This is a genomic window from Pseudonocardia sp. UM4_GMWB1, from assembly GCF_017312155.1.
In the GTDB taxonomy this organism is placed as follows: domain Bacteria; phylum Actinomycetota; class Actinomycetes; order Mycobacteriales; family Pseudonocardiaceae; genus Pseudonocardia; species Pseudonocardia alni.
Map to the genome: position 1 here is coordinate 3145558 of NZ_QJPN01000001.1, position 17209 is coordinate 3162766.

A 17209-nucleotide genomic window follows, 5' to 3' on the forward strand; every position below is an offset into this window, starting at 1 on the left:
CTGTTTTGCCGTGCCGGGCCATATACGCAACACTGATGTTGTGAAAACGGACCGGACAGCGCCGCGGCGCCTCGACGACCCTGCCTGCGGGCACGGCGTCGGCGGCGACGCCGTGGTGCCCGTCGGGTCCGGGACGGGTACCCGCGCCCTCGTGGCGCGGGTGCTCATGGAGCAGGGTCCGGTCACGGCCGCCGTCGTGGCGGCCGAGCTGGAGCTCACCGAGGCCGCCGTGCGCCGGCACCTCGACGCGCTGATCGCCGACGGCGAGGCGGAGGTCCGGGCCCCGGCCCGGTCCGCCCGTCCGCGCGGCCGGGGCCGTCCGGCCCGGGAGTACCTGCTCACCGACACGGGCCGGGTCCGGTTCGGGCACGGGTACGACGACCTGGCCACCCAGGCACTGCGCTTCCTCGCCGAGACGGCGGGGGAGGAGGCGGTCGACGCCTTCGCGCGGCACCGGGTGCGCGAGCTGCTCGGGTCCGACCTCGATGCGGTGACCGCCCCGGCGGAGCCCGCAGAACGCGTCGAAGCGCTGGCCCGGGTGCTCAGCGCCCGCGGCTACGCTGCGCAGGCCCGCCACGGCGGCTTCGGGGTGCAGCTGTGCCAGCACCACTGCCCGGTGGCCCACGTGGCCACCGAGTTCCCGGAACTCTGCGAGGCCGAGACGCGTGCGTTCGCCGAGCTGCTGGGTACGCACGTGCAGCGGCTGGCCACCATCGCCCGCGGCGACGCCGCGTGCACCACACACGTCCCGCTCGAGGATCCCGAACTCCTCGCGCGGGCGAGAGGTAAGAAGCAAGGCCGTTCCGTCACCGTGAGTGGGAGACCCACTGCGCAGGTGCGGCAGGTGCAAGAAGAAGGGGGCTCCGCCGACGGCGGGACCCTCTCCCACCACGGTCCCCGAAAGGGAGGCAGTCCTTATGACGACCACTCCTGATGTGCGCACCGAGCTCACGCAGGAGGAGACGATCGCGGCGCTCGGCCGGTACGACTTCGGCTGGGCCGACTCCGACGAGGCGGGCTCCATCGCGAAGCGTGGCCTGTCCTCCGAGGTCGTCGCCGACATCTCCCGCCTGAAGAGCGAGCCCGAGTGGATGCTGGAGTTCCGGCAGAAGGCGCTCGACATCTTCGGCAAGAAGCCGATGCCGCGCTGGGGCTCCGACCTGTCCGGGATCGACTTCGACAACATCAAGTACTTCGTGCGCTCCTCGGAGAAGCAGGCAGCCACCTGGGACGACCTGCCCGAGGACATCAAGAACACCTACGACAAGCTGGGGATCCCGGAGGCCGAGAAGGCCCGCCTGGTCTCCGGTGTCGCGGCGCAGTACGAGTCCGAGGTCGTCTACCACTCGATCCGCGAGGACCTCGAGCAGCAGGGCGTCATCTTCCTGGACACCGACACCGCGCTGAAGGAGCACCCGGAGCTGTTCCGGGAGTACTTCGGCTCGGTCATCCCGTCCGGTGACAACAAGTTCTCCGCCCTGAACTCCGCGGTCTGGTCCGGTGGCTCGTTCATCTACGTGCCGCCGGGCGTGCACGTGGACATCCCGCTGCAGGCCTACTTCCGGATCAACACCGAGAACATGGGCCAGTTCGAGCGGACGCTGATCATCGTCGACGAGGGTGCCTACGTGCACTACGTCGAGGGCTGCACCGCGCCGATCTACAAGACCGACTCGCTGCACTCGGCCGTCGTCGAGATCGTGGTCAAGAAGGGCGGCCGCTGCCGCTACACCACGATCCAGAACTGGTCGAACAACGTCTACAACCTGGTCACCAAGCGCGCCAAGGCCGAGGAGGGCGCGACCATGGAGTGGGTCGACGGCAACCTCGGATCCAAGGTGACCATGAAGTACCCGGCCGTGTGGCTGATGGGCGAGCACGCCAAGGGCGAGGTCCTCTCGATCGCGTTCGCGGGCGAGGGCCAGCACCAGGACGCCGGCGCCAAGATGGTCCACCTCGCGCCCAACACCTCCTCGACGATCGTGTCGAAGTCGGTGGCGCGCGGCGGCGGGCGCACGTCCTACCGCGGCCTGATCCAGGTCAACCCGCGGGCGCGCAACTCCCGCTCGACGGTGAAGTGCGACGCGCTGCTGGTCGACACGATCTCGCGCTCGGACACCTACCCCTACGTCGACATCCGCAACGACGACGTGTCGATGGGGCACGAGGCCACCGTCTCCAAGGTCTCCGACGACCAGCTCTTCTACCTGATGAGCCGCGGTCTGACCGAGGACGAGGCCATGGCCATGGTCGTGCGCGGGTTCGTCGAGCCCATCGCGCGCGAGCTGCCGATGGAGTACGCGCTGGAGCTGAACCGGCTGATCGAGCTGCAGATGGAGGGTTCCGTCGGATGACGACGAGTGACGTTGCCGGCCTCGCGCCCGAGCTGAAGGGCGCCAAGGAGGGGCAGGGCGAGGTCCCGATCGCCTCGGCCGGCGAGCGCTTCCAGTCCTTCGACGTGGAGGCGTTCGAGGTCCCCGGTGGCCGCGAGGAGAACTGGCGGTTCACCCCGCTGCGCCGGCTCAAGGGCCTGCACGACGGCAGTGCCGCGTTCGAGGGCACCGCGCCGGTCTCGGTCACCGAGGCCGCCGGGGTGACCGTCGAGAAGGTCGGCCGCGACGACGCCCGGATCGGCGAGGGCGGTGTCCCGTTCGACCGGGTCGCCGCAGCGGCCTGGTCCGGGTTCGGCGAGGCCACCCTGGTCACCCTGGACGGGGAGAAGCTCGATCCGGTGACCGTCACCGTGGACGGCCCCGGCGAGGGCGTCACGGCGGCCGGCCACCTGCACATCCGCACCACCCCGCACACACAGGCGACGGTCGTCGTCGTGCACCGGGGGTCGGGCGTGCTGGCCGACAACACCGAGGTCGTCCTGGGCGACGGCTCGCAGCTGACGCTGGTCGTGACCGAGGAGTGGGCCGACGACGCCGTGCACGTGGGCGCCGAGCACTACTCGATCGGGCGCGACGCCACCCTGCGGGCCACCACGGTCCAGCTGGGCGGCGACCTGGTCCGGGTCTCCTCGACCGTGCGCTACGCCGGCCCCGGCGGCGACGCCGAGCTCATCGGGCTCGGCTTCACCGACGCCGGCCAGCACCTCGAGCAGCGGCTGCTGGTGGACCACGCGGTGCCGAACTGCAAGTCCAACGTGCTCTACAAGAACGCGCTGCAGAGCCTGACGAAGGACTCCTCGCACGTGGTGTGGATCGGCGACGTGCTGATCCGGGCCGCCGCCGAGAACACCGAGACCTTCGAGTTCAACCGGAACCTGGTGCTCACCGAGCACTGCCGCGCCGACTCCGTGCCCAACCTGGAGATCGAGACCGGCGAGATCGTGAGCGCGGGCCACGCCAGCGCCACCGGCCGGTTCGACGACGAGCAGCTGTTCTACCTGCGCAGCCGCGGCATCCCCGAGGACCAGGCGCGTCGCCTGGTCGTCCGCGGGTTCTTCGGCGAGGTCCTGAACAAGATCACGCTGCCGGAGCTCAAGGAGCGCCTCGAGGCGGCCGTCGAGGCCGAGCTCGCGCTCACCGGCGTCTGAGCGCAGCTCGGCACCGATTCCGCACACTTCCCGAATACGGAGCGACCACCACCGATGTCCACTCTGGAGATCAAGGACCTGCACGCCTCGGTCGAGACCGAGGACGGCCCCAAGGAGATCCTGCGCGGTGTGAACCTCACCGTCCGCGCGGGCGAGACGCACGCGATCATGGGGCCGAACGGCTCCGGCAAGTCCACGCTGGCCTACGCCATCGCCGGGCACCCGAAGTACACCGTCACCGGTGGCGAGGTGCTGCTGGACGGCGAGAACGTCCTGGAGATGTCGGTCGACGAGCGGGCGCGGGCCGGGCTGTTCCTGGCCATGCAGTACCCGGTCGAGGTCCCGGGCGTGTCGATGGCGAACTTCCTGCGCTCGGCGGCCACGGCCACCCGCGGCGAGGCGCCGAAGCTGCGGACCTGGGTCAAGGAGGTCAAGGAGGCCATGGCCGGCCTCGACATCTCCCCGGAGTTCGCCGACCGCTCGGTCAACGAGGGCTTCTCCGGCGGTGAGAAGAAGCGCCACGAGGTGCTCCAGCTCGAGCTGCTGAACCCGAAGTTCGCCGTGCTCGACGAGACCGACTCCGGCCTCGACGTCGACGCCCTGCGCGTCGTGTCCGAGGGCGTGAACCGGTACCGGTCGGGCGGCGAGACCGGCGTCCTGCTGATCACGCACTACACGCGGATCCTGAACCACATCAAGCCGGACCGCGTGCACGTGTTCTCCGGCGGCCGCGTCGTCGAGTCCGGCGGCCCCGAGCTGGCCGACGAGCTGGAGAAGAACGGCTACGTCCGGTTCACCCAGGCCGACAAGGCGGCGGCGGGCCAGAAGGCACTGGCCTGACCATGACCCTCACCCACGGAACCGGGACCACGGCCGGCCTCGACGCCGACGCCGTGGCCCGGATCCGGGCGGACTTCCCGATCCTCGCGCGCACGGTGCGCGAGGAGAAGCCGCTGGTCTACCTCGACTCCGGTGCGACCTCCCAGCGGCCGCGCCAGGTGCTCGACGCCGAGCGCACGTTCCTGGAGCGGCACAACGCGGCCGTCCACCGGGGCGCGCACCAGCTCGCCGAGGAGGCCACCGACGCCTACGAGTCCGCCCGGGCACGCATCGCGGCGTTCGTCGGTGCGAACGACGACGAGGTCGTGTTCGTCAAGAACGCGACCGAGGGCATCAACCTGGTCGCCTACGGCCTGGGCAACGCCTCGGTCCGGACCGGGCTCGACGCCGCCTCCGAACGGTTCGCGCTCGGCCCCGGTGACGAGGTCGTCGTCACCGAGCTGGAGCACCACGCGAACCTCATCCCCTGGCAGGAGCTGTGCCGGCGGACCGGCGCGACCCTGCGCTGGTACTCCGTCACCGACGACGGCCGGATCGACCTCGACTCGCTCGAGCTCACCGACCGGACGCGGGTCGTGGCCTTCACCCACCAGTCGAACGTCACCGGCGCCGTCGCGCCGGTCGCGCAGCTGGTGGAGCGGGCCGCCGCGGTCGGCGCGCTGACCGTGCTCGACGCCTGCCAGTCGGTGCCGCACATGCCGGTCGACCTGCACCGGCTCGGGGTGGACTTCGCGGTCTTCTCCGGGCACAAGATGCTCGGGCCCTCCGGGGTCGGCGTCCTCTACGGCCGCCGGGAGCTCCTCGAGGCGCTCCCGCCGTTCCTCACCGGTGGCTCGATGATCGAGACGGTCCGGATGGAGGGCGCGACCTGGGCGCCGCCGCCGCAGAAGTTCGAGGCCGGGGTGCCGATGACGTCGCAGGCCGTCGGCCTCGGCGCCGCGGTCGACTACCTCGAGGCGATCGGGATGGACACCGTCGCCGTGCACGAGGCGTCGCTGACCGCGGCCGCGCTCGAGCAGTTGTCCGCGATCGACGGGCTGCGCATCGTCGGGCCGTCCGGAGCGGAGCTGCGTGGGGGAGCGGTGTCGTTCGTCGTGGACGGCATCCACGCCCACGACCTGTCCCAGGTGCTCGACGACGCCGGTGTCGCCATCCGCGTGGGTCACCACTGCGCGTGGCCGCTGCACCGGCGCTTCGGCATCGTGGCCAGCGCCCGGGCGTCGTTCGCGGTGTACAACACCCTGGACGAGGTCACCGCGCTGGCCGACGGGGTGCGCGCCGCCCAGAAGTTCTTCGGGACGGTGTGACGTGCAGCTGCAGCAGATGTACCAGGAGATCATCCTGGACCACTACCGCGACCCGCACGGCGCCGGTCTGCGCGAGCCCTACGACGCCGAGACCCACCACGTGAACCCCACCTGCGGGGACGAGGTCACGCTGCGGGTCAAGGTCGACGGGGACGTGGTCACCGACGTGTCCTACGAGACGCTGGGCTGCTCGATCAGCCAGGCGTCGGTGTCGGTGCTGCACGACCTCGTCGCCGGGAAGCCGGTCGGCGAGGCGTGGAAGATCATGGCGTCGTTCCAGGAGATGGCCCAGGGACGAGGCAGGGTCGAGCCCGACGAGGACGTCATCGGCGACGGCGTGGCCTTCGCCGGCGTCGCCAAGTACCCGGCGCGGGTCAAGTGTGCTCTCCTGGGCTGGATGGCATTCAAGGACGCGGTGAGCCGCACCGACGCCCGCATCGAGAACTCCGAGGGGAGTCCGGCATGAGCGAGACCACCGAACAGAGCACCTCCGAGGACGTGGTGCGCGGCGCGGCGGGCATGCCCGAGCCGCCCGCCCGGGCCGACGCCGGTGACGGCGCGACCCTCGAGGCCCTGGAGGAGGCGATGAAGGACGTCGTCGACCCCGAGCTGGGCATCAACGTCGTCGACCTCGGCCTCGTCTACGGCATCGACCGGGACGGCGGGACCGCCGTCATCGACATGACGCTGACCTCGGCGGCCTGCCCGCTGACCGACGTGATCGAGGAGCAGACCCGCTCCGCGCTCACCGCCGGTCCCGACGGCGGCCTGGTCGACGACGTCCGGATCAACTGGGTCTGGATGCCGCCGTGGGGCCCCGAGAAGATCACCGAGGACGGCCGCGAGCAGCTGCGGGCCCTCGGCTTCCGGGTCTGACGACCCCGCACCGACCCCGACGGGCCGGATCCCCACCAAGGGGGTCCGGCCCGTCGTCGTCTCAGGGGAAGTAGACCTCCCGCAGCCGGTCCTCCAGCCCCGCGACGGCGCCGGTGTCGACACCGAGGTGCTCCTCCAGCGCGTCCCGGACCCGCGCGGGAGAGGTGAGGTCGTGCCGCGCCACGTCGCCGTCGGCGGTGCGCACGGTGAGCCGGGTCCCGTCGAGGGTGGTCCGGTGCTCCGGGGTGGTGCGCGCGGCGACGAGCCCGGTCCGGAAGTGCGACGCCGGGTGGTGGGTCAGGTACCAGGAGCCCATCGCGAAGTCGACGTCCGGCGCGGGGACCAGGTCGACGACGTACTGGTCGGCCCAGTCACCGCTGCCGCGCCGCTGCAGGACCCAGGCACCGTGGTCGTCGCGGGCGTAGCGGTAGGTCGCCTGCGGGGTCGGCTGCTCCAGCCCGGCGACGAGCCGCAGCGCGGTGGTCGGCACCGTCGAGCCGAACCCGGCGTCGACGGTGAAGCGGCCCTCCGTGGTGTCGACGAGGGTGAGCCGGTGGGTGCGCGACGTCGGCGGGTCCGCCGGGGCCAGGCCGAGGCGGACCCGGCCGACGAGCGGGGTGACCTGGTACCCCACCGCCGCCAGCACGTCGTACAGCAGGCGGTTGTGCTCGAAGCACCAGCCGCCGCGCCGGCCGTGGACCAGCTTCGCCGCGACCCCGTCGGAGGTGGTCGGCGGCTCGACGCCGGTGAACGGGTCGAGGTTCTCGAACGGGATGGTCGCGTTGTGCGCGGTCACGACCCGGTCGAGCAGCGCCCGGTCCGGTGTCGACCGGTCGACCGCGAGGAGGTCGAGGTACGCGGCGGCGGAGGTGGTCACCGTGCTCGTCATGGTGCCCGAGGCTGTCACCTCGACCCGGGTTCAGGTCAAGGATCAGCGTTCGCGGGCGCCGCGCAGCGCCCACGCCCGCAGGTGGGAGTAGCCGCGGGTGTGCAGTGTCGCGATCCGCCGCAGGTCGAAGCGCGGGTCGTCGCGCAGCGACTCGAACATCTCCTTGTCGACGAGCACCGTGTCCGGGCGGGCCTCGGAGGTGAGCCGGGCCGCGACGTTGACGACCTCGCCGTAGACGTCGCCGTAGCGGGCCAGCACCATGCCGTGGGCGAGGCCGATCCGCAGCTGCGGCAGCGCCGGCTCGGTCCGGACCCGGTCGCGCAGGCCGAGCGCGATGGCCGCGGCGTCGGCGGGGTGCTCGGTGACGTAGAGGACCTCGTCGCCGACGGTCTTGATCACCCGGCCCCGGCCGTTCGCGATGACCTCGGTCGTCACCGAGCCGAACCGCTCGATCATCTCGCCGAGCTCGTCCATGGAACGGCGGCGGGTGGTGCGGGTGAAGCCGACCATGTCGGCGAACCCGACCGACAGCGGCCAGGTGTCGGCCGCGATGTGCGCGGCGTCCAACCGCTGCGCCCCCGCGACCCAGCGCGACGCCGTCGCCGCGAGGTGGCGCCGCCACACGTAGGACTGCAGCGACTCCAGCTCGGGCAGCACGTCGGCGGCGAGCCGGGCCGCGTCGCGCGGGGTCAGCTCGCCGATGTGTGCGGCGGCGACCTGGGCGAGCATGCCGATCTGCCACTCGGCGAGCCGTGACAGCGACTGCGCGACCGCGCGGGCGACCGCCTCGCGGGCGTTCTTGTCGGGCAGCCAGTCCCGGGTGAGGCGGGCGACGGTGCTGGCCGCCTCCAGGTCGGCGCGGGTGTAGACGCGGTCCTCCGGATCGGAGTCCGCGAACCCCAGCGCCCGCCAGAGCCGCCCCGACTCCTCCGGGTCGAGCCCCGCGGCCTCCACCAGCTCGTCGCGGGTGAACTCGCGGGGCGCGCCCAGGATGAACTCGTCCAGCGCCCCGTCGTCGATCTCGCTCCAGTCGATCGAGGCGGGGTCGGGCAGCGGACGGGGTGGTCCGGGTTCGGACGTCACGCGATCACGTGGTGTGCACGACGAGCACGTCCACGCCGGCACGGCGGGTCGCGTCGGCGGGCACCGAGCCGAGCAGCCGCCCGGAGAAGGTGTTCAGACCGCGGTTGCCGATCACGAGCAGGTCGGCGCTGTGCTCCTTGACCGCCTTGCGGAGGACGTCGACCGGCGCGCCGTCCTCGGCGAAGGTCGAGACGTCCTTCGCGCCGGCGGCGGCGGCCCGGTCGGAGGCCTCGCGCAGCGCCTCCTCGGCGGGGGTCCAGCCGGTGACGAGGAAGGCCTCGTCCTTCAGCGCGTCCTCGGCGGCCGAGGTGTCCTCCCGGCTGGCCGGGGTGTAGGCGGAGACGATGACCAGTTTCGCGCCGCTGTCCGCGGCCACCCCGGCTGCGCGCTCGACGGCCGCGAACGACGTCGACGAGCCGTCGGTGCCGACGACGATGGTCTTGTATGCGGACACAGGTGCCTCCCGGGGAACGGTCGCGCGTCGCCGGTCCTGCGGCCGGCGTCACCGCGTGCGACGACGTTACTACGTGGTATCCGATCAACTTGTCCTGAGTCCCTCCCGTCATCGCCCTTTCGAGTGAAATGCGGCGGCTGATCGCAGCATGTGCGCTCGTACGGGTGGCGGGGCGGCCCGGAACACGCCGGCCATCCCGGCAAGGGTGCCGGTCAGGTCGTCGCGGCCGGTGAGGAACGCGCGGCCGCTGCGGCCGGCGAAGAACGCGTCGAAGAAGTCCGGCACCAGCTGCGGCGGCATCTCCAGCACGGTGCGCAGCCCGTGGCGGCGCAGGCGGTGCACCGCGCGGGCCGAGCGGGGCCAGAGCAGCCGGCGGGCCGCCGTCGTCGCGGCGGCGGGGTCGTGCGGCAGGTGCCGGGCCAGCTCGGCGGCCAGCCGCGGGGCCAGTCCGAGCGCGGGGGCGACGCTGAATCCGGTCGCGGGGTGCACCAGCGGGGTCGCCGCCCCGAACCCGACGGGGTGCCGTGGACCGCGCGGGGTGTCGACCGGGAAGCGGACGCGCTCGACGGGGGCGGCGTCGGGCACGGCGACGCCCGCCCCGGCGAGCCGGGCCGCGAGCCGGTCGCGCAGCTCGGGCAGCCCCAGCCCCGGCCGTCGCGCCAGAGAGGTCTCCTCCAGCAGGACGGTGCCGTCGCCATAGGGGACGGCGTAGAGGAACGTCGGCCACTCCGTCCACCCCGGGCGGTGCGGGCCGGGGGAGCGCCAGTCCATGAAGACGGCCTCGCCGGGCCCCACCACCGGCGCGGCCACCCGCTCGTCGACGACGACGCCCCACGCGGTCTGCTCGGTCCCGCCCGCCGGGCCGGGGCGCAGCCGCGACGGGGCCCCGGTGGCGTCGACGACCAGGGCCGCGTCGACGACCCGCGCCGCGTCGTCCCGCGGGGACCCGCCGTCACCGGGGCCGCCACTCCCGCCCCGGCCGCCCGGAGGGTGCAGCCGCACCCGGTACCGGTGGCCGTCGGGCCGGACGTCGTCGGCGGCGGCGCGCCCGGGCAGCACCGTGACCCCGGCGAGCCGCGCGTCGAGGTGGGCGCGCAGCCCGGCGGTGTCGAGCACCGCGTACGGGCCCAGCGCGCGGGTGCCACCACCGGGCAGCACGGCCACCGCCTCCGGCCGGGTCGCGATCATCGCCGCAGGCAGGTGCGGGGGCAGCTCCTCGGGCCACGCGCAGTAGGTCGCCGTCCACGCCCGCTCCGGGGCGGGGTCGGCGAGCGTGGTGCGCAGCCCGGTCTCCGCGCACGCCGCCGCGAGCGCCCGCCCGGCCGGACCACCGCCGAGGACCAGCACGTCGGCCACCGTCGTGCCGGGGGCACCCGACCGGCTCGACGACGCCGTCCCGCTCCTCGTCCCCGTCATCGCGGGCCCGGCCGGTGCCGGCCGGCGGACAGGCTGCCGCCGTCGATCCGCAGGGTGGCCCCGGTGACCCAGGACGCGGCGTCGGAGACGAGGAACGCCACCGCCTCGGCGACGTCCGCGGGCTCGCCGAGGCGCCCCAGCGGATAGCCCGCGACGACGGACGCCTCGTCGTGGGCGTAGAGCGCCTCGGCGAACCTCGTCCGCACCACGGCGGGGGCGACGGCGTTGACCCGGACGCCGGGGCCGAGCTGGCCGGCCAGCTCCTCGGTCAGGGTGAGCAGTGCCGCCTTCGACGCCCCGTAGGCCCCGATGACGCCGGTGGGCCGCAGCGCCGCGACCGAGGCGACGTTGACGACGGCGCCGCCGTGCGCACCCATCCACACCCGGTGCGCCTGCTGGACGAACCCGAGGGCGGCGACCACGTTGACGTCGAGGATCCTGCGGACGGCGTCGAGGTCGGCCTCGACCAGCGGCCCGTGCTGGGGGTTGATCCCGGCGTTGTTGACCAGCACGTCCAGCGAACCGAACGCGGCCACCGTCGTCTCCGCCGCGGCGGCCCGGTGCGCCGCGTCCCCGACGTTGCCGGCGACGGCGAGCACCCGGCCGGTGCCGACCCCCGCGCCTGCCGCGAGCTCCGACGCCGCCGCGTCGAGCTCCGGGGCGCGCCGGCCGGTGATCGTCACCGACGCGCCGCGCGCCAGCAGCGCGGCGGCGACGCCGTACCCGATGCCCCGCGAGGCGCCGGTCACCAGTGCCGCCCGACCGGCCAGGGAGGTGAGATCGGTCATGGGACCCGACCCTACGTGGGGAATCGGGTGGACCCGGCCGGTAGCCTGGTCGCGTGGTCCTGATCGAGTAGACCGGCGTCCGGGCACGACTGTGCCCGCATCCGGTCCTCTCAGCGTCACTCCTCGTCCTCCGTCTGGAGCTCTTCCACGTGATCACCACGACCGACCTCGAACTGCGCGCCGGGTCCCGCATCCTGCTCTCCGGTGCCACCCTGCGAGTGCAGCCCGGCGACCGGATCGGTCTGGTCGGGCGCAACGGCGCCGGCAAGACCACCTCGATGCGGGTGCTGGCCGGAGAGGGCGAGCCGTACTCCGGGCAGCGGAGCGCGAACTCACCGGTCGGCTACCTGCCGCAGGACCCGCGCGAGGGCGACCTGTCGGTCACGGCGAAGGACCGGGTGCTCTCGGCCCGCGGCCTGGACGTGCTGCTGGCGAAGATGGAGAAGGCGCAGACGGCGATGGCCGAGCTGGCCGACCCGGCCGCGAACGACAAGGCGGTCCGCGAGTACGGACGGCTCGAGGAGCGGTTCTCCGCCCTCGGCGGCTACGCCGCGGAGTCCGAGGCCGCGCGGATCTGCACGCACCTGGGTCTCCCCGAGCGGGTGCTGGCCCAGCCGATGCGCACGCTCTCGGGCGGTCAGCGCCGGCGCGTGGAGCTGGCCCGGATCCTGTTCGCCGCCTCCGACGGCGGGTCGCAGTCGGCGACCACGCTGCTGCTCGACGAGCCCACCAACCACCTCGACGCCGACTCGATCACCTGGCTGCGCGGGTTCCTGCAGCAGCACGAGGGCGGTCTGGTCGTCATCAGTCACGACACCGACCTGCTGGCCGCGGTGGTGAACAAGGTCTGGTTCCTCGACGCGACCCGCGGCGAGGCCGACCAGTACAACATGGACTGGAAGCGGTACCTGGAGGCGCGCTCCACCGACGAGAAGCGTCGTCGCCGCGAGCGGGCCAACGCCGAGAAGAAGGCGTCCGCGCTGCACGTCCAGGCCGCCAAGATGGGCGCGAAGGCCACCAAGGCCGTCGCCGCCAAGAACATGGCCCGCCGGGCCGACGCCCTGCTCGCCGGTCTCGACGACGAGCGTCAGGCCGACCGCGTCGCGCACATCCGGTTCCCGACCCCGGCGCCCTGCGGGCGCACCCCGCTCACCGCGGAGAACCTGTCCAAGGCCTACGGGTCGCTGGAGGTGTTCACCGGGGTGGACCTCGCGGTGGACCGCGGGTCGAAGGTCGTGGTGCTGGGCTTCAACGGCGCCGGCAAGACCACGCTGCTGCGGATCCTGGCCGGCACCGAGGAGTCCGACTCCGGCGGGGTCGTGCCCGGCCACGGGCTGCGACGGGGCTACTTCGCCCAGGAGCACGACACGCTCGACATGGACGCCTCGGTCTGGGACAACATCCGCCACGCCAGCCCGGACGCCGCCGAGCAGCAGCTGCGGACCCTGCTCGGGTCGTTCATGTTCTCCGGGGAGCAGCTCCAGCAGCCCGCCGGGACGCTGTCCGGCGGTGAGCGGACCCGGCTCGCCCTGGCCGGTCTGGTGTCCTCGGCGGCGAACGTGCTGCTGCTCGACGAGCCGACGAACAACCTGGACCCGGCCAGCCGCGAGCAGGTGCTCGACGCGCTGCGCCGCTTCGAGGGCGCCGTCGTGCTCGTCACCCACGACCCGGGTGCGGTCGAGGCGCTGGAGCCGGACCGGGTGATCGTCCTCCCCGACGGCACCGAGGACCACTGGTCGGCCGACTACCTGGAACTCGTCCAGCTCGCGTGACCGGTCACCGCACGCAGCGGTGATCACCCGACCGGACCACCAAGATCATCGGAAGTGTCCGGGCCGTACCGCGTGTGGCTCCCGGAATCGTGCACTACCCGTTCCGACGGGGTAATCCTCTGCGCTGCTCGACGGATGACGATTCCGAACGGTACGCGCGGTGCTGCGCCGTTCGGGGTAACCGTTCGCCGATCGCATTTTCCGCGTTCTGGTCATAAATGGTCAACTGGATCATCATGGCCTGATCGTCGCGCCAGATGCGGCGGTCCGCGGGGGCATCCGCGGAGGGGATGAGGAGGGCCGATGGCCGAGCTCAAGAAGGGCGCCCGGATCACCGGGACGCAGCGGGGCAAACTCGCCGCCGACCTGAAGAAGAAGTACGAGAAGGGCGCCAGCATCCGTTCGCTGGCCGAGCAGACCGGGCGGTCGTACGGCTTCGTCCACCGGGTCCTGTCCGAGACGGGTGTGACGTTGCGCGGGCGCGGCGGCGCCACCCGTACCAAGAAGAAGTAGTCCTCTCGTCGGCGCCGCCGACCCGGGTCGAGCAGCGAGCCCGGGGCGGCGTCGTCGTGTGTCCGGGGCGTGTCGCGGGGCGCCGCGCGCGGGACCACCGCGCCCGCCCGCCGTACGCGCCGTAACGTGAACCCTCGCCGTCCACCACCGGCGAAGGGGAACACCGTTGGATCGCCCGCTCGCTCTGATGCGCGGGGTCATCCGGGGGGCGGACTCGACGTCCATCCGCCGTGGCTCCATCGCGCGGGGCACCTGGCCCCGGATCTGGGGCTTCGTCCGGCCCTACCGCCGCTGGCTGCTGTCCTACCTGGCCCTGACCACCGTCACCGCCGTGATCGGCGTCGCGACACCGGTGCTGGCCGGGCGCGTGGTCAACACGATCGTCGCGGCGAACGAGCTGCCCGACGCCGCCCGCGTCGTGATGGTGATCGCCGGGGCGATCGCCGGGATGGCCGTCCTGGAGGCGGTGGTCGGGCTCGCCGGCCGCTGGTTCTCCGCGCGGCTCGGCGAGGGACTCATCGAGGACCTGCGGGTGGCGGTGTTCCGTCACGTCCAGTCGATGCCGCTGGCGTTCTTCTCCCGCACCCGGACCGGGGCGCTGGTCAGCAGGCTCAACAACGACGTGATCGGCGCCCAGACCGCCATCACCGGCACCCTGTCCACGGTGCTGTCCAACAGCATCCAGCTCGTGCTTGCCATCGCGGTCATGATCGGTCTGGCCTGGCAGGTCACCGTGCTGGCGATGCTGCTGCTGCCGGTGTTCGTGCTCCCTGCCCGGCGGATGGGGACCTGGCTCGCCGAGCTGCGCCGCGAGGCCGCCGAGCTCAACGCCACCATGGGCAACCAGATGACCGAGCGCTTCTCCGCGCCCGGCGCCACCCTGGTGAAGCTGTTCGGCGACCCCGACTCCGAGGCCGCCGTCTTCCGGGACCAGGTGTCGCGGGTGCGCGACATCGGTGTCCGGTCGGCGATGGTGTCGCGGTTGTTCGTCACCGCGCTGCAGCTGGTGTCGGCGCTGGCCCAGGCCATGATCTACGGCCTCGGCGGCTACCTCGCGGTGACCGGGGCGATCCCGGCGGGCACCGTCGTCGCGCTCGGGCTGCTGCTGACCCGGCTCTACACCCCGATGACGGCGCTGGCCAACGCCCGCGTCGACGTGATGACCGCGCTGGTCGCCTTCGAGCGGGTCTTCGAGGTGCTCGACCTGCGCCCGATGCTGACCGAGCGGCCCGACCCGGCCGCGCTGCCCGACGGCCCCGTCGACGTCGCCCTGCGCGGGGTCCGGTTCACCTACCCCAGCGCCACCGACGTCTCCCTGGCCTCGCTGGAAGAGGTCGCGGTGCTCGACCAGCGGGTCAACACCGAGGTGCTGCACGGCGTCGACCTGCACGTCCACGGCGGCGGGCTGCTGGCCCTGGTCGGGTCGTCCGGGGCCGGGAAGTCCACGCTCGCCTCGCTGGTCCCACGTCTCTACGACGTCGACGCCGGCTCGGTCGAGCTGTCCGGGGTGGACGTGCGGGACCTGTCGTTCGCCACGCTGCGCGGCGCCGTCGGGATGGTCACCCAGGACGGGCACCTGTTCCACGACACCATCGCCGGTAACCTGCGCTACGCCTCGCCCGACTCCACCGACGACGAGATGATCGACGCGCTGCGCCGCGCCCGGCTCGGCGACCTGCTCGACACGCTGCCCGACGGTCTCGACACCGTGGTGGGGGAGCGCGGCTACCGTCTGTCCGGTGGTGAGCGCCAGCGGCTGACCATCGCCCGTCTGCTGCTGGCCCGCCCGCGGGTGGTGATCCTCGACGAGGCCACCGCGCACCTCGACTCGGAGTCCGAGGCCGCAGTGCAGGAGGCACTGGCGGAGGCGCTGGTCGGGCGGACCGCGATCGTCATCGCGCACCGGCTGTCCACCGTGCGTGCGGCCGACCGGATCGCGGTGCTGGAGGGTGGGCAGGTCGTCGAGTCCGGCACCCACGACGAGCTGCTGGCCGCCGACGGCCGCTACGCCACGCTCTACCGGACCCAGTTCCTCCCGGCGGCGACGACCGCGGGCTGAGCGACTCCGGCGGGGCCGGTGCTCAGGCCCGGCCCGCCAGCGGGTCCGCCACCTCGGCGCCGGGCTCGGCCACCGCGGCGACGGCGGCGAACAGCAGCGCGACGCCGACCGCGCCGGGGTCCGGCGCGCCCTTCGCGCGCTCGCCGACGTAGGACGCGCGGCCGTGCCGGGCCGCGAGCTCCGCGGTCCGCTCGGCGCCGTCGAGGGCCGCGGCCGCCGCGGCGGCGTACCCCGAACGGTCGAGCGCGGTCACGGCCGGGGCCAGCGCGTCGACCATCGTCCGGTCGCCCACCTCGGCCTCGCCGACCCGCTGGATCGCGGTCAGCCCGGCCCGGGCGCCCGCGGCGAACGCGGCCGTGTCGGCCGAGCCGTAGGACAGCGCGCGGGCGATCTCGGAGAACAGCAGGCCCAGCAGCGGGCCGCTGGTGCCGCCGACCTCGTCGAGGAAGACCTCGCCGAGCGCGCCGAACCCGCGCTGCGGTCCGCGCCCGGCCAGCGCGACGGCCAGCCGGACCCCGGCGCGCAGGTTGTCGCCGTAGTCGCCGTCGCCGGAGTGCTGGTCGAGGTCGGTGAGCACACCGTGGCCGTCCTCGACGGCCCGGGCGAAGCGGGCCAGCACGGCGTCCTGGTCGAGGGGGTGGTGGCCGGTCATGAGGTCTCCGTCCGAGGGAAGGCGGCCGTCTGCGCCGGCGCGGCCCACAGGCCCGTCCATTCCGGGCGCATCCGGGTCAGGGTGAGCGAGAACCCGGCCATGTCCAGGGCGGGCACGAACGTGCCGACGAGCAGGCCCACCCGCTCCAGCCCGCGCGCCTCCAGCCCGGCGGCGGCCAGCTCGGCGAGCACGTAGAGCTCCAGCAGCGCCGTGCCCCCCATGCCGTTGACGACCAGGACGACCTGGTCGGGGCCGTCGGGCAGGCCCGCGACGACCTGGTCGAGCATCCGGTCGACGAGCTCCTCGGTGGGTGGCCGGTCGACCGAGCGCCGGGCCCGCTCGCCGTGGATGCCGACGCCGTAGTCGAGCCGCCCGTCGAGGGCGAACGCGGGCTCCCCGGTGCGCATCGAGGTCTGCGCACGGGAGGCGACGGCGAGGCTGCGCGAGGCGGCGGCGACGTCCGCACCGAGCGTCGCGAGCTCGGCCAGCCCGGCACCGCTGTCCGCGGCGGCGCCGAGGATCTTCTCGACGACGACGGTCGCCGCGGTCCCGCGCCGCCCGGTCGCGGTGTCGAGCCCGTCGGTGGCCAGGTCGTCGTCGACGAGGACGCGGGCGACGTCGACGCCCTCCATCCGCAGCCGCTCCGCCGCGATGCCGAAGTTGATCCGGTCGCCGGTGTAGTTCTTGACGATGTGGATCACCCCGTCCGGGCCCGCCGCGGCCCGGGACGCGTACAGCACGGCCTTGTTGTGCGGCGAGGTGAACACCGGTCCGGGGGCGACGGCGTCGAGCATCCCGCGGCCGAGGAACCCGGCGTGCAGCGGCTCGTGGCCGGAACCCCCGCCGGAGACCAGCCCGACCCGCCTGCCGGGGGCCCGGTGGCGCGCGAGGAGGTGGATCGGGTCCTCGTGCAGGGCGACGAGGTCGGCGTGGGCCCGGGCGAACCCGCGGACGGCGGCCGGGACGGGGTCGTCGCCCGCCGGGTGGAAGGGGAACGGCATGGCGCCGATCATGCTGGC

Annotated in this window: 17 protein-coding genes; 10 read left to right on the forward strand and 7 right to left on the reverse strand. The window is 73.3% G+C overall.

From position 1 onward, the window contains the following. The first annotated feature begins 112 nt into the window (after nt 1–112). The 7 genes from DMP15_RS15030 to DMP15_RS15060 are packed head-to-tail and all read left to right on the forward strand — an operon-like array spanning nt 113 to nt 6564. Entirely contained in the window at nt 113–934 is an 822-nt protein-coding gene (locus DMP15_RS15030) for a helix-turn-helix transcriptional regulator (protein WP_337826698.1), read from the forward strand. Next, nucleotides 918–2354, forward strand: coding sequence for a Fe-S cluster assembly protein SufB (gene sufB, locus DMP15_RS15035; protein ID WP_062395386.1), 1437 nt, complete (start codon nt 918–920; stop codon nt 2352–2354). The genes DMP15_RS15030 and sufB overlap by 17 nt, the downstream gene beginning before the upstream one ends. Next, nucleotides 2351–3541, forward strand: a complete 1191-nt coding sequence (gene sufD / locus DMP15_RS15040; RefSeq protein ID WP_073574731.1) for a Fe-S cluster assembly protein SufD — start codon at nt 2351–2353, stop codon at nt 3539–3541. Before sufB ends, sufD begins: the two co-directional genes overlap by 4 nt. Nucleotides 3542–3595: 54 nt before the next feature. Beyond that, nucleotides 3596–4381 carry a Fe-S cluster assembly ATPase SufC gene (gene sufC / locus DMP15_RS15045; protein WP_073574732.1) on the forward strand — a complete coding sequence of 262 codons (786 nt, stop codon included), beginning with the start codon at nt 3596–3598 and terminating at the stop codon, nt 4379–4381. 2 nt (nt 4382–4383) lie between these two features. Further along, nucleotides 4384–5688, forward strand: a complete 1305-nt coding sequence (locus DMP15_RS15050; RefSeq protein WP_337826044.1) for a cysteine desulfurase — start codon at nt 4384–4386, stop codon at nt 5686–5688. A 1-nt stretch (nt 5689) separates the two neighbouring features. Next, the gene (gene sufU / locus DMP15_RS15055; protein WP_062395379.1) at nt 5690–6154 is read left to right on the forward strand and encodes a Fe-S cluster assembly sulfur transfer protein SufU; all 465 of its coding nucleotides are present in this window, start codon (nt 5690–5692) and stop codon (nt 6152–6154) included. Beyond that, nucleotides 6151–6564 carry a metal-sulfur cluster assembly factor gene (locus DMP15_RS15060; RefSeq protein ID WP_020624271.1) on the forward strand — a complete coding sequence of 138 codons (414 nt, stop codon included), beginning with the start codon at nt 6151–6153 and terminating at the stop codon, nt 6562–6564. Before sufU ends, DMP15_RS15060 begins: the two co-directional genes overlap by 4 nt. 61 nt (nt 6565–6625) lie before the next feature. Here the strand turns inward: DMP15_RS15060 and DMP15_RS15065 are convergent, their stop codons facing one another. From DMP15_RS15065 to DMP15_RS15085, 5 genes are all read right to left on the reverse strand, one after another. Beyond that, nucleotides 6626–7453, reverse strand: coding sequence for an arylamine N-acetyltransferase family protein (locus DMP15_RS15065; RefSeq protein WP_337826045.1), 828 nt, complete (start codon nt 7451–7453; stop codon nt 6626–6628). A gap of 42 nt (nt 7454–7495) precedes the next feature. Further along, the gene (locus DMP15_RS15070) at nt 7496–8536 is read right to left on the reverse strand and encodes an adenylate/guanylate cyclase domain-containing protein (RefSeq protein WP_337826046.1); all 1041 of its coding nucleotides are present in this window, start codon (nt 8534–8536) and stop codon (nt 7496–7498) included. A 4-nt stretch (nt 8537–8540) separates the two neighbouring features. Then, nucleotides 8541–8990 (reverse strand): universal stress protein, encoded by a 450-nt coding sequence (locus DMP15_RS15075; RefSeq protein WP_062395375.1) that lies wholly within the window; start codon nt 8988–8990, stop codon nt 8541–8543. 108 nt (nt 8991–9098) lie between these two features. Next, nucleotides 9099–10406: a lycopene cyclase family protein gene (locus DMP15_RS15080; protein WP_337826047.1), complete on the reverse strand. Its 1308-nt coding sequence runs from the start codon at nt 10404–10406 to the stop codon at nt 9099–9101. Next, nucleotides 10403–11194 carry an SDR family oxidoreductase gene (locus tag DMP15_RS15085; protein WP_337826048.1) on the reverse strand — a complete coding sequence of 264 codons (792 nt, stop codon included), beginning with the start codon at nt 11192–11194 and terminating at the stop codon, nt 10403–10405. The genes DMP15_RS15080 and DMP15_RS15085 overlap by 4 nt, the downstream gene beginning before the upstream one ends. Nucleotides 11195–11343: 149 nt before the next feature. Between DMP15_RS15085 and DMP15_RS15090 the strand changes: the two genes are divergently transcribed. From DMP15_RS15090 to DMP15_RS15100, 3 genes are all read left to right on the forward strand, one after another. Beyond that, complete coding sequence (locus tag DMP15_RS15090; RefSeq protein ID WP_062395368.1) at nt 11344–12966, forward strand: ABC-F family ATP-binding cassette domain-containing protein; 1623 nt, start codon at nt 11344–11346, stop codon at nt 12964–12966. Between the two features lie 303 nt (nt 12967–13269). Beyond that, the gene (locus DMP15_RS15095; protein ID WP_010240451.1) at nt 13270–13479 is read left to right on the forward strand and encodes a helix-turn-helix domain-containing protein; all 210 of its coding nucleotides are present in this window, start codon (nt 13270–13272) and stop codon (nt 13477–13479) included. 187 nt (nt 13480–13666) lie between these two features. Further along, nucleotides 13667–15538 (forward strand): ABC transporter ATP-binding protein, encoded by a 1872-nt coding sequence (locus DMP15_RS15100; protein WP_337826049.1) that lies wholly within the window; start codon nt 13667–13669, stop codon nt 15536–15538. Between the two features lie 22 nt (nt 15539–15560). Here the strand turns inward: DMP15_RS15100 and DMP15_RS15105 are convergent, their stop codons facing one another. Then, entirely contained in the window at nt 15561–16190 is a 630-nt protein-coding gene (locus DMP15_RS15105) for a DAK2 domain-containing protein (RefSeq protein WP_073574738.1), read from the reverse strand. Further along, nucleotides 16187–17191: a dihydroxyacetone kinase subunit DhaK gene (locus tag DMP15_RS15110; protein ID WP_337826050.1), complete on the reverse strand. Its 1005-nt coding sequence runs from the start codon at nt 17189–17191 to the stop codon at nt 16187–16189. Before DMP15_RS15110 ends, DMP15_RS15105 begins: the two co-directional genes overlap by 4 nt. Nucleotides 17192–17209: the final 18 nt, after the last annotated feature.